The organism is Kordiimonas sp. (assembly GCF_965216265.1).
GTDB lineage: Bacteria > Pseudomonadota > Alphaproteobacteria > Sphingomonadales > Kordiimonadaceae > Kordiimonas.
In genome coordinates, this window is the sequence record NZ_OZ244153.1 from 1495001 (window position 1) to 1507939 (window position 12939).

9 protein-coding genes are annotated in these 12939 nt (G+C 52.7%); 8 read left to right on the forward strand and 1 reads right to left on the reverse strand.

From position 1 onward, the window contains the following. Positions 1-526 precede the first annotated feature (526 nt). The 8 genes from ACOOGA_RS06855 (at position 527) to ACOOGA_RS06890 (ending at position 11087) form a co-directional block, all read left to right on the forward strand. Complete coding sequence (locus ACOOGA_RS06855; protein ID WP_420430037.1) at positions 527-1972, forward strand: peptidoglycan DD-metalloendopeptidase family protein; 1446 nt, start codon at positions 527-529, stop codon at positions 1970-1972. A 119-nt stretch (positions 1973-2091) separates the two neighbouring features. Then, positions 2092-2745 (forward strand): hypothetical protein, encoded by a 654-nt coding sequence (locus ACOOGA_RS06860; protein WP_420430038.1) that lies wholly within the window; start codon positions 2092-2094, stop codon positions 2743-2745. Positions 2746-3034: 289 nt separating this feature from the next. Further along, positions 3035-3916 carry a TonB-dependent receptor plug domain-containing protein gene (locus ACOOGA_RS06865; protein WP_420430039.1) on the forward strand — a complete coding sequence of 294 codons (882 nt, stop codon included), beginning with the start codon at positions 3035-3037 and terminating at the stop codon, positions 3914-3916. 20 nt (positions 3917-3936) lie between these two features. Beyond that, the gene (locus ACOOGA_RS06870; protein WP_420430040.1) at positions 3937-4155 is read left to right on the forward strand and encodes a hypothetical protein; all 219 of its coding nucleotides are present in this window, start codon (positions 3937-3939) and stop codon (positions 4153-4155) included. After that, positions 4106-4465: a hypothetical protein gene (locus ACOOGA_RS06875; RefSeq protein WP_420430041.1), complete on the forward strand. Its 360-nt coding sequence runs from the start codon at positions 4106-4108 to the stop codon at positions 4463-4465. Before ACOOGA_RS06870 ends, ACOOGA_RS06875 begins: the two co-directional genes overlap by 50 nt. A 439-nt stretch (positions 4466-4904) precedes the next feature. Next, positions 4905-7715 (forward strand): TonB-dependent receptor plug domain-containing protein, encoded by a 2811-nt coding sequence (locus ACOOGA_RS06880; RefSeq protein ID WP_420430042.1) that lies wholly within the window; start codon positions 4905-4907, stop codon positions 7713-7715. 134 nt (positions 7716-7849) lie between these two features. After that, positions 7850-9421 (forward strand): tetratricopeptide repeat-containing sulfotransferase family protein, encoded by a 1572-nt coding sequence (locus tag ACOOGA_RS06885; RefSeq protein ID WP_420430043.1) that lies wholly within the window; start codon positions 7850-7852, stop codon positions 9419-9421. Next, the gene (locus ACOOGA_RS06890; RefSeq protein WP_420430044.1) at positions 9414-11087 is read left to right on the forward strand and encodes a tetratricopeptide repeat-containing sulfotransferase family protein; all 1674 of its coding nucleotides are present in this window, start codon (positions 9414-9416) and stop codon (positions 11085-11087) included. Before ACOOGA_RS06885 ends, ACOOGA_RS06890 begins: the two co-directional genes overlap by 8 nt. On the opposite strand, the gene ACOOGA_RS06895 is transcribed toward ACOOGA_RS06890, so the two are convergent. Then, positions 11084-12898 carry a tetratricopeptide repeat protein gene (locus ACOOGA_RS06895; RefSeq protein WP_420430045.1) on the reverse strand — a complete coding sequence of 605 codons (1815 nt, stop codon included), beginning with the start codon at positions 12896-12898 and terminating at the stop codon, positions 11084-11086. The two genes, ACOOGA_RS06890 and ACOOGA_RS06895, sit on opposite strands and share 4 nt — an antisense overlap. Between the last annotated feature and the right edge of the window lie 41 nt (positions 12899-12939).

Genomic DNA, 12939 nt, shown 5'->3' on the forward strand with positions numbered 1-12939 from the left:
ACATCTCCCTTCCAAATCAACTATGTCAAAGATCAAAAATCTGCCCGACCGGAAAATCCAGTCACCTGAAACATTCTTCTGTCAGGCAGTTTGTCGGACCGGACGTTTCGTCAGCGTGCGACAGGGCGATCTGTATATGGTGACCAGGGCCACCATGTCAAGGCCGTTTTTAAGGCCTCTAGATCGTGATGACGTTGCGGCATTCCTTCCGAACTTTCGAACCGTTTGGCTCGTGTCCAGTAGAGCAGCGCGCCCCGTCGGTGGAGCGGTTTCTAGGGGGATCGGCTCTCGAACGCAAGGGCTTTTTTGCTTCTTTTGCACTTTTTTTACAGCTTTGCTCTATAAGGCGCAGAAACATGCGCTTTCCAATAGAAGACGCCTTTGGTAGGTGTTTAGAAAGCGCTTGGGGTATGACAGGCATGTTGCCCTATATATATAAAGACTGTATTTTGTTTCCAATGGGTCCGACCAACGGGAATCGTACGCGAATCTCTGGCCGGACCGAGTTGAATCAGAAGGGAAAGAAATGTTTCGCTTTCACGAGATTCGTGACCGCATTTTGGCAATTCGGCTCCCGGCCGACACCAAAGCCCGTATTGGGCACCTGATCAGGGCGAGCGAGTCGCCGCTGGGCTTTACTGCCATCGCCGGTTTCGGATTAGCTGTCCTAATGGTCGGGCATCTACTTTTAAGAACACCCGATACTGCGCCTGACGAAGAGCCAAATGTGCCTGATGTCGCGACCCAGATGCCCCCATCTGTAGAGGGCTATGCCCAGGTTGAAGAAGACGCGCCGCCACCTGCACCAACAGAGAAACAATATAGCCTCAAACGTAACGAAACGCTGATTGGCCTACTGCAACGCGCCGACATTCCTTCGGTTACCGCGCACCGTATGGTGGCCAACCTGCGCGATGTGACCAACCTGCGTAAACTACAGCGCGGGCAGGAAGTTCGAATCACCACCGACGCTGACGGTAATGTGGAAGAGCTCCGCATGCGCGATAGCTTTGATGCTGAGGCCGTTGTGTATGCCAAAGGCGACAGCTTCAAAGCGGAACGGCAAGACATAACAACCATTTCACTCACCCACTTGGTAGAAGGCGAAATTACAGACAGCCTTTATCTTTCTGCGCAGCGGGCTGGCCTGCCAACCAAGGTGATTGTCGACCTGATCAGGCTGATGAGCTTTGATGTCGACTTTGAGCGCGAGATACGCACCGGCGACACCTTTCAGGTTTATTTTGAGCGCCAATACGCCCCGGACTTTGGTGATATGCAGGAAGGGCAACTCCTGCAGGTAAAACTGGGCCTGCGGAAACGCATGCTGGAAGCCAATTATTTCATCGATGCCGCAGGCGACGCCGACTATTTTGACGGAGAAGGCAAAAGCACTCGCAAAGCCCTGATGAAAACACCACTTGATGTCACGGTAGTGACTTCAAACTATGGTCGCCGCAAACACCCGGTGCTGGGATATACACGCATGCACAAGGGCGTTGACTTCCGGGCTCGCACCGGCACGCCTATCATGGCAGCTGGTGACGGCGTGGTGGAACGCGCTAGCCGCTACGGCTCCTACGGTAACTATATCCGCATCCGCCATAACGGTACTTATAAGACAGCCTACGCTCACCTGAGCCGGTACGGCAAAGGCATTAAAAGCGGTGCCCGGGTGAAACAGGGCCAAGTTATCGGTTATGCGGGTGCTACGGGTCGCGTGAGTGCCGCACACCTGCACTATGAAGTGATGATGAACGACAAGCAGGTCAACCCGCTTACGCTCGATCTGCCAACGGGCCGGGAGCTCAGGGGTACTGACCTTGAGGTCTTTGCTTCACAGCGTACCCAACTGCTGGCAGACATCCTTCAGATACAAACACAACGCTCTTATATAATGCAGGCCGGTGCCCTTGGCCCTGCGCCAAACACACTTGATGATGCCGCACAAGTTCAAGGGACGGACCGCTAAATGCAGTGCGTTCATCTGCCGGTCATCTTGGCGAGACAATGATGCGCCGCGGCGCTACTATGGTGCCGCGCAACGCGCTATATGAACGCGCTATATAAAAATGTGAGAGGGAACACAGAATGAAATTGAAACACCTCAGCTTTGGGCTTGTGCTAGCAGGGCTGACGATCGCTCCCGCTGGCGCAGATGACGCGCAAAGCAGCGTGCAGGCTTTCAAGGCATGTGCCGAGATCAGTGACGATGCTTCGCGCCTTGCTTGTTTCGACAAAGCGGCGTCCATCTTTGACTTTGAGCGCGCACACGCAAGGCTCAAGGAAGCAGATCAACTGAAAGCCGAGACTGAGCGGCTGAAAGCCGTTGCCGCCACAGAACGTGCGGAAGCAAAGCGCCTAAGGCTTGCTGCTGATCAAGAAGCTGCAAGGCTGCGCGCGGAAGCAGAGCGCGAAAAAGCTGAAAAAGAGGCCCTCATTGCCGCTGAAGAACAGCGTCAGGCAGATCTCGCGGCGCTTGCATTGGAAGAGTTTGGTCAACGCGGAGCAACTGACGGCGGGTTCAACACCTTCCAAAGCAGCATCGTTGCAACAAAACGTTCCGCCATTGGCGACCTGTATATTAAACTTGAAAATGGCCATATCTGGCAGAATGTTGACGACTCTAAACCAGGCCGGATCAAGCCAGGGATGGCAGTACGCATTGAGGAAACAGAAATTGGCGGTCTTTTCATGACCGTTGATGAGACAGGTAAAACATTCCGGGTCAAGCGCGTGAACTGATTCACGTTTTTAGAACCCATGGGTAAAGAGGCGCCCCCTGGCATGGTGGGCGCCTTTTCTTATACAGAAGAAAAGTATTAAACCGACGAAGCAAAAGACTAAAACTACAAACTGCAGATATATATAAGTTCATATTTTTATAATTTTTACATGAAGTTTATTAAAAACATATAAATAAATATTATATAAATCAGAATAAAAACCGTATTACAATTTTTATTTACTGCGCCTTATCAGCATTCATTGTCCTCTCTTTTTGACTAACAACTCTCTTTGGGAGGAGAACAGAATGACCCATAAACAGGGTAGAACAATAAAGGCTGGCCTGTTGGCAGGCACAGCCACTATCGCCACCATGATGTCCATGGCCCCAAGCACTAGCGCTTTTGCGCAAACCAGCGCGGCAACAGAATCAGAGTTCGAGGAAGTTGTGGTAACCGGCTCCCGTATTCCGCGGAAAGATCTGGTCGCCAACGGCCCCGTGAACGTGATCTCGGCAGAAGAGATCAGCATCGGCGCTGTGGTTGAAATTGACCGCATATTCGACGGCATGCCGCAGACAGCATCTACAAACGGCCCAACCACAAACAACCCTGGTAACGGTCAGGCAAATGTAAACCTGCGCAACCTTGGCACCTCACGTACGCTCGTACTGATGAACGGCCGTCGGTTTGTTGGTTCCGCCTCTAACGGCGTGGTGGATTTGAACAACATTCCGCCCGCACTTATCAAGCAGATTGAAGTTGTAACCGGTGGTGCTTCTGCCGTTTACGGTTCTGACGCCATGGCTGGCGTTGTGAACTTCATCCTAAAGGATGACTTTGAAGGCGTTCAGGTAAACGGCCAGTATGGCCTTAGCCAGGAAGGTGATGCCGAGCGCTACAACGTTGACTTCACCCTTGGCGGAAACTTGGCCGACGGTCGCGGTAATGTGGTGATTTCCGGTAACTATCTGAAGCGTAATCAGACCCTTGCTGGTGACCGGAGCTTCGCCGCTGTGCAGCTTGGCGAGACCACAGATGACAATGGAAACCCGATCTTTGTACCTGGTGGTAGTGCCGGCATCCTACAGGGTCGTTTCGCGAGTAACGGCTTGAACCATTTCATTGACGATAATGGCACACCTATCCTCATGATGGTGATAAACACGCCTATAATTTCGCGCCGGTAAATAACCTCCAGCTTCCGCTCGTGCGACATGCTATTACTGGTATCGGCAACTATCAGGTAACAAACGACATCAACCTGTTCGCCGAGATGTCATACGCACACAACCGCGTCGAAAGCCAACTGGCACCAACACCATTTAGTGAAGGCATGGATGTCGACCTTCGCAACCCCTATATGCCAGAAGCTACCCGTGCATTATTCTCGACATTCGACACCGACGGCGACAGCCACGGCACATGATTCGCAAGCCGGAGAGGTTTCAGACCAAACCCGTACCAATCGTTTTTCTAACTTCCGCCTGCTTGAAAGCGACATCGTTGTGCAATCGATCAATGCCCTGATGATGAAGGCTATGGATCACCCGGTGACGCACGCGGACCCGTTGTCGCTTCTGCATTGCAGGTCTGGCCAACAGTACAAGCCGCATTATGACTTTTTCGACCCCACCTTCCCGGCGCACCAGCAACACCTCAAAACAGGCGGGCAGAGAATCAAAACGAGTCTCACATACCTGAACACAGGATATGGTGGAGGCGTAACACGGTTTTGAGATATCAAGCTCGATTTCAGGGCAGGTCTGGGCGTCTTTCTATGCTTCAACAATATCAGGCCCGACGGTTCGCCTGACCGTAAAACCTTGCACTCTGGAGAGCCTCCGACTTCGGGCGGAAAATGGCTTCTCTCCAAGTGGGCACGTGCGTCCCATGTGCCACTCTGACATTAGATCACCGCCCTCCGACTAAACTAAACTGCAATCACTAAAAGTATGGTTTTGCACCATAATTAGGCAATATGAGCGGAAAATAATCTATCGTTTATATCTGTGGCTCAAATAACACACCATTCGTTTAATGCATAAGCAAAACCATGCCGAACGTTAAACTTTTGTGTCGCCCCACGACAGAATCTGGCTAGACCTTATGTGCGGTTATAATTTTCCGCGAATTCCGAGTGCTTGGAAAGTAATAAAATAGAAGAGGAAACGCAGAGTGTCTAAGGAACTCAAGAAAATGCGTCGTACTGCCCTCCTGGGTAGCGCCGCAACCCTCCTCGCCAGCTTCGCGCTGGGTGCAGGTGTAACGGGTGCTTCCGCTCAAGAAGCGGACACAATGGAAGACTTCGACCTTGAAGAGGTTGTTGTTACCGGTTCACGTATCGTACGTAAGGACTTCACCAGTGCTAGCCCGATCTCCGTGACATCTAGCGCCGACATTAAACTGTCGGGCTTCACACGGGTCGAGGACATGATGAACAGCTTGCCGCAGATTGAAGCTGCGCAAACATCGTTCATCTCCAACGGTGCCACTGGTACTGCAACACTTGACCTTCGCGGCATGGGTACTGTTCGTACACTCGTGCTCGTAAACGGTCGTCGCCTGCAGCCAGGTGGCCTCAGCAACGCGCCTGACATCAACCAGATCCCAGCTTCGCTCGTTGAACGTGCTGAAGTGATCACCGGTGGTGCTTCGGCAACATACGGTGCTGACGCGGTTGCTGGTGTTGTTAACTTCGTGATGAAAGACGATTTCGAAGGTATCGAAATCAGCGCTGGCATCTCTGGTTACCAGCACAATAACAGCAACGACTACATCCAGGGTCTGATGGATGCGAAAAACTTCGAATATCCAGACGGCTCAAGCGGTATCGATGGCGTTGCATACAACGTTGACGTAACCATGGGCGGCGAGTTTGCTGACGGAAATGGTCACGCAACAGTTTACGCTACATGGCGTAAAGTTAAGGAATTCCTGCAAGCTGACCGTGACTATTCATCATGTGCTCTGAGTGCTGCTGGCACGTCTTGTGGTGGTTCTGGTAACGCTGAAATTCCAAACTTCTACCTCGGCGCTCCTGATGACATGGACTTCGCCCGCCGCTGGACGCTTGACCCAAGCAGCAACTTTGTTGACGGCGCTTCGAACGTATACAACTACGCTCCGGTTAACCACTTCATGCGCCCTGATGAGCGCTGGACATTTGGTGCGTTCATTGATTACGAAATCAACGAACACGCTCGTCCATACATGGAAGTCAGCTTCATGCGTGATCGCACCGATGCTCAGATTGCTGAGTCCGGTACATTCTTCGCTGAGCAGTACGACCTGCCATACGAATCTGGCCTTCTGAACGACGCTCAGCGTCAATTCCTCACCGACACCTACGGTATCGGCCCAGGTGAGCAGTTCGGCGTTTACATTGGTAAGCGTAACGTAGAAGGTGGCCCACGTGCGAACCTCATCAGCCACAACGCATTCCGCATTGTAACTGGTGTTGAAGGCAGCATTACGGATAACTGGTCCTACGATGCATCCTTCCAGTATGGTTCAACCACATTCGTATCCAACTACGTGAACGATTTCTTCGCACCAAACATCCGCGAAGCTCTTGAGAACGTAGAATATGATGTGTTCCAATACCAAGGCGTAACCCCTGAGCAGGCTGGTGGCCTGACCGGTGTTGCTGTCCTCGAAGGTATCACCAAAGAATACATTGCCAACGCCTATGTAACGGGTGACCTCGGTCTGACCGTTCCTTCAGCTGAAGACAGTGTTCAGGCAGTTATCGGTATCGAGTACCGCAAAGAGGTATTCGACTCCAACTCTGACACCGTATTCTCCGAAGGTCAGCTTCTTGGTCAAGGTGGTGCAACACCGTCTGTTGAAGGTTCTTACAATGTGAAAGAAGTCTTCGGCGAGTTGGTTGTTCCATTGCCTGCTACTCTTGAGCTTGAGCTTGGTGGTCGTTACTCTGACTACAGCACCTCCGGTGGCGCTGCGACATACAAAGTTGCACTGTCATGGAACCCAATCGACGAAATCAAATTCGTTGGTAGCTACAACCGTGCTGTTCGTGCTGCGAACGTGAACGAGCTGTTCTCACCACAAGCCCGTGGCCTGTGGGGCGGTGTTGATCCATGTGCTGGTGCCAGCCCTGAGTTGACTGCTGCACAGTGTGCGAACACTGGTGTAACAGCTGGTCAGTACGGCAACATCTCACTCAGCCCAGCCAGCCAGTACAACGCTCTGTACGGTGGTAACCCAACCATCGACCCTGAGAAAGCTGACTCCTGGACATTTGGTGTAATTGCCAATCCAATGGCCGGCCTTCAAATGCGCGTTGACTTCTGGGACATCAAGCTTGAAGACGCAATCGCGATCATCGATCCTGAGATTGCTGTTCGTCAGTGTGGTCTCACTGGTGCGACCGAATTCTGTAGCCTGATCAACCGTGGTAACGGTGGCAGCCTGTGGCTCGGTAACTCTGGTTATGTTGTAGGCACGAACGTCAACACCGGTGGTCAGCACCTTCAAGGTATCGACGTTGCAGCTGACTACACCACTGATGTTGGTGTAGGCACCGTGTCGGCTAAAATCTCGGGCACTTACATGCTCAAGAAAATAACTGATCCGGTGGGCGGTCTTGAGAACGACGAGTATGATTGTGTAGACGACTATACATCTAACGGCTGTTTCGCTCAGCCAGTATGGCGCCACACAATGACCGTTAACTTCACACCAGATAGCTTCTGGAGCGTGTCTGCCAAGTGGCGTTACTTCGGTAGCGTAGGCGGCCTCGGTGATGGTTCGGTTGACGATCATATCGCAGCTCAGTCCTACTTCGACCTGAAAGCTTCGTTTGACGTGAACGAGCACGTTGGCTTCCTCGTTGGTGTGAACAACATCTTCGACAAAGAGCCTCCGCTCGTAGGTGGTAACTTCTCCACCAACGCCAACACGTTCGCTGGTTTCTACGACACACTGGGTCGTTACCTGCACGCTAACGTACAGGTTGCCTTCTAATTCAGTCGGCATAATCTTTTTGGAAAGGCGGGCTTCGGCCCGCCTTTTTTAATCTTTTATTCAATTTTTCTCAGCCCTAGGCTAAGACCAAGAATTACGGCCCGGCAAACGTGCCGCAACACAGGGACGACACCATGGATGCGCTTCACCTTATTCGCCAAGGCTTGCAACTTCTCGCCGACAAAAAGCCTGAACAGGCTGAAGGAATCAGTAGAACCCTCTTGGCCCAGTTGCCTGACCTGCCCCCGGTTTCCTATTTTGCCTGCGAGGTAGCACTTTATCAGGGGCGTTTTACTGAAGCTCTCCAGTACATCGGTCGCGCCATTGAACTTGACGGCGGAGCGCCAGCCCTACACCTTAAAAAAGCACAAGTTGAACTGATGCTGCGTCAGGGTATTGCGGCTCAGGAAAGCGCAAAGGCTGCCGCAGCCCTCAAACCTGAAGACGCCGGCATTCAATTTCAGGCGGCGCAGATATTCTCTCAGGCAGATAACCCCGCGGGAGCCGAGGACTATTTCGCTAAAGCAAAATCACTCGGTGCCGACAATCCACACTTTTTGTTCGAACTGGCTAAAAACTGCTACTATTGTGGCGATATGGAAAGTGCAGAAGACGCTGTGTCCCGCTTTCTTACCCAAGTACCAGACCACGGCGAAGCGTTGATGCTGCGCGCTAAACTTAAGAAACAAACACCCGAAGCCAACCACACCATCATGCTGCAAGCTGTGCTGGGTCAGAAGCTTGGCTGGAAGGACGAAGTGGGCGCAGCCTACGCCCTCGCCAAAGAACAGGAAGACATCGGCAATTACGACGCTGCGTTTGCAGCGCTCAAACGCGGCGCGGATATTCAGCGCGGACACCTGCGCTATGACATCAGTGCCGAAGTGCAGAACATGACGGATGTCGCAAACGCCTTCACGAAAGAAGCCTTTGACAAAATTCCTGCTGGTACGAGCGAAGATGCGCCCATCTTTGTCGTGGGCATGCCACGTACCGGCACCACTCTTGTTGAACGTATATTGGGCAATCACCGTGATGTCACCCCTGGGGGCGAACTGAACGATTTTTCCATGGCCATGCGCGCTGTGATCAACGCGCATATCACCCAGCATCCAGACAGAAATCTCAATCCACTCAGCGCCGCACTGGAAGCTGACTATTCTCGTATGGGCGAATTATATTTGCAAAATGTCCACGGCATGATCGGCGGGGCGAAACGTTTCACTGACAAACTGCCGTTCAATTTCCTCTATTGTGGGCTCATAAAGAAAGCCCTGCCCAATGCCAGGATTATCCACCTCGTACGCGATCCACTGGATACATGCTTCGCGGTCTACAAAACACTGTTTAATCAGGCGTATTTCTTCTCGTACGACATGTCCGATCTTGCCGAATATTATGTCGCATATCACCAACTGATGGCCCACTGGCGCACGGTGATGCCAGACGATATTTTAGATGTATCTTATGAAGCCCTTGTCGCGGCGCCAAAGACCGAAGGAAAACGTATCGCAAAGCACTGTGGCTTGTCATGGTCCGATGAACTCACCACGGTCGAGAAGTCCACATCCGCATCATCGACAGCAAGTGCTGCGCAAATTCGCGAACCAATTTACACCAGCTCTGTTCATAACTGGCGGAACTTCGAAAAACATCTGAGTGTCCTGCAGGAAAAACTAACAGCCGCCGGGCTGATCAATGGCTAACACAAGCGAACATAGCGCACGCGACAGGTTTGCACGCGCTGTGCAATTCGCCCGGGCGGGAGACCGCCAAAAAGCCATCGAACTGTTTGAAGGTCTTATCGGCACCGATGCCCCACAGGTGCAGGTTCTCAGTGCGCTTATCCGGCTGAACCTTGACGAAGGTCACTTGGTGGCTGCCGCTGATTACATGATGAACGTGGCGACACGGGTGCCCGAGCCCGCGCAAATTCTTGCGGATGCCGCTGACATCTATGGCCGTGCTGATGCTTTTGACAAAGCAGATGTCGCCTTCGAGAAATTGCACAAAGAACTGCCTGGATATGCGACGGGCTATTTCAATCATGGTTTCCTCCTGCGCAGCGCCGGGCGCTTTGAGGATGCGCTCAAGGCCTATGATCAAGCACTGGCACTGAACATCGATGGTCCTGAGGAGGTTTGGCTCAACAAGGCGGTAATCTATAGCGATCACCTGCGGCAGGATGATCGGGCTGAGCAGTGCCTACAATCTGCGCTCAAGATCAATCCCACGTATGTCCCTGCCTTACTGAACTATGCCAACCTGCATGAGGAGCGTTCAAACCGCGACGCTGCTGCTGAACTGTATCGCCGCGTGGCGGATATCGCGCCGGGGAACGCCATTGCGCTGGCACGGCTCTTGAACCTAAGCACCGCCACAGAAATAAATGATGGCCTGCTCGCCAATGCCACCACGCTTGCCAAGGTCAAGAATGCCGCGCCTCGCGAGGCATCCAGCTTGAACTTTGCGCTTGGCAAAGCCCATGACGCGCGAGGACACTACAATAAGGCTTTTAAGTGCTACCAGACAGCTAACCGGACTGCCTCAAGCATCGCCCCTCCTTATGACAGGAATGAAAGCGATGCCTTCTTTGCGGCTATTCGGGACACATTCTCCACTCACTGGTTTAAAAACCTGCCCGTTATATCGGATGCTCAGCCCACCTTCATCTGTGGCATGTTCCGCTCTGGCTCTACCTTGATAGAACAGGTTATCGCAGCCCACCCTGATGCGACCCCCGGAGGCGAGCTGGAATATTTTGTATCCCTTGTGAGCCGGGACCTGGCGCCGTTTCCGGCCAGCATCACGGATAAAACCGCAGCAGACCTGACGCCTATGGCCGACGCCTATATCAGCTTGCTGGAAAACCGGTTTGGAAACAGTGGGCTCGTCACCGATAAACGTCCGGACAACTTCCTCTATATTGGGCTCATCAAAACCCTGTTCCCGAATGCTCGCTTCATTCACACCACACGGCATCCGCTGGATAATTGCCTGTCGGTTTATTTCCTCGAGCTTGCGGACAGCATGGCTTATGCGCGCAATCTTCTCGACATTGGCCATTATTATGTACAGCAGCACAGGCTAATGGCGCACTGGAAGGCGCTGTTCCCGGACGACATATTCGAGATACATTATGATACTTTTGTTGAGACCCCCCGTGATCAGACAAAAGCGCTTCTCGAATTTCTGGGCTTACCTTGGCATGAGGGCTGCTTGGAGTTTCACAAACTGAGAAACACGGTGAAAACCGTCAGCTACTGGCAGGTGCGAGAACCGCTATATACTCGCTCAAGTGGCCGCCACAAACATTATGACGAGCACCTTACTCCGTTGCGGGACTATCTTGCAAAGGCCAGTTTGCTTTAGGGTTTAGGTACCACATCAAAAGCGACCGTCATCCTTGGCTCATCAGAGGTGAAGGGGATCGTCCCATGCCACATATAGGACGGGAAAAGCACCAGCCGCCCGACCTCAGGTTTGACAATCCGCCCCGGGGCAAGTTCAACGCCCATTTCCACCGTTGGCACCCCAAACTGGATGTGCCCTTCTGTGCCGCTTCCGGTTTTCACCTCCTGCGGCAGCGCGATATACAGCGCAGAGCTCAGCCAGCCCTCTGGATGGAAATGATTGGTGTGATACCCTTGGCTTTTCAGGCGCACAGACCAAGCACCACTGAAATCAAAACCAGCGCTCCGGCGGCACCAGAACGGGTGATCCGCATCATCCGGAAAATCAGCGATAACCTTTTCCACGGCATTGTTTATCTGCGTACGAAGCGCCTGCAACACGGGGTTCTTAATGCGAAACAGGAAGCCATTGGTTTGTGTGCCTCCCCGCAGTGTCTGGTCCAAAGGGTGAGACTGCATACGATGCAGGTTATCAAGCTCCTGCCGGGCTGCCTCAAAAAAGGTCTCGCGGCTGTCATAACCTTCCGGCGGGTCAACATCGACAGGGTTCACCATGCGCTCAAAATCAAACAGCCAGTTCGCCCGATCATCACCCATCAACTGCCAAGCAGTGCCGCGGAAGGTCCAGGCTTTCTGGTTGCCGGGGTCGGCGGCCAACACATCAGCACACAGCTTTTCCGCTTTTTCTGGGTCACCCGCCTTCATCAGATGCGAAGCATAGTTCAATTTTGGCGGGGCACTATCCGGGTCAGTTTGCAGCAGTTTCTCAAAAACCGCAGTTGCTTCATCAAGCTTTTCGGTCCGTGACAAGGCAACGGCCTCGGCAAGGCTTAAGCGAGGCGCACGGATATTAAAGCGATACGCCTCAGACAAACCTTTGAGAATATCTTCAAATCGGCCCTCGTGGCTCAGGAGATCAAAATACGCTCCCCACAAGGAAATATTGTTGGGTTGTTTCGGGATAGCCTGCTTAAGCGCCGCCAGGTGATCTTCGTCCGGCATCGATTCCCAGCGGAATTTGGCCCGCACATAATGCAACTGCCCGTTATCCGGCAGGGTTTGTACGGCGGCATCCAGCACAGAAACCGCTTTACCAAGCTCCTGTTCCTCATAGTAGGCTTCAGCCAGGTTTTGATACATGTCCGGGTCATGGAAGCCAAGAGACCGGGCTTTTTCAAACGCCTTGGCGGCGTCGCTAAATTCAGCATCCTTGCGCAGCAAAGACCCCAGCACATTCCAGCCCCGTGCGTTATTGGGGTCGCGGGCGAGAAAATCCTCAAGCGTATCGCGGGCCGCCAAAAAATTACCCGCGTGCTGATAGATGCTGGCGAAGAGCTCAGCACTTGCAGCCGTCCTTTTCACAAGGGCTTCATATTTTTTTGCAGCATCCAACGCGCCATCATGATCTGCCGTTTCCGACAACATCAATGCCAGGTTATGCCAACCCGTTGCAAAACCGGGTTCTATCTCTACCGCCTTTCGGTAGGACGCAAGCGCCTCATCTGTGCGGTCTAGGTGGGCCAACATATTGGCAAGATTAGCGTGTACAGCAGCCTGCCCGGGGGATGCTTTCAAACTCTCACGAAAGAAATGCTCGGCGCGGCCATGATCGCCCTTCTGTTTGGCCGCCATGGCGAGAAGGTGCAACACATCCGGGTGGCCAGGTGTACGCATATTGAGGGGGATAAGAATGCCCTCAGCGGCGGCTATATTGCCTTGCTGCACCTGTGTTACCGCCTGTTGCAACAATGCCGAAATAGATGCGTTCACGCTAGAAAATCTCCCATGCCCCGTTTGCATGAGTTTTAGCC

What these genes read in the sequence shown, in the direction of transcription:
- ACOOGA_RS06860 (WP_420430038.1), top strand. Translation starts at nt 2,092, where the DNA reads ATGAAATTGAAACACCTCAGCTTTGGGCTTGTGCTAGCAGGGCTGACG.
- ACOOGA_RS06855 (WP_420430037.1), top strand. Translation starts at nt 527, where the DNA reads ATGTTTCGCTTTCACGAGATTCGTGACCGCATTTTGGCAATTCGGCTC.
- ACOOGA_RS06885 (WP_420430043.1), top strand. Translation starts at nt 7,850, where the DNA reads ATGGATGCGCTTCACCTTATTCGCCAAGGCTTGCAACTTCTCGCCGAC.
- ACOOGA_RS06865 (WP_420430039.1), top strand. Translation starts at nt 3,035, where the DNA reads ATGACCCATAAACAGGGTAGAACAATAAAGGCTGGCCTGTTGGCAGGC.
- ACOOGA_RS06890 (WP_420430044.1), top strand. Translation starts at nt 9,414, where the DNA reads ATGGCTAACACAAGCGAACATAGCGCACGCGACAGGTTTGCACGCGCT.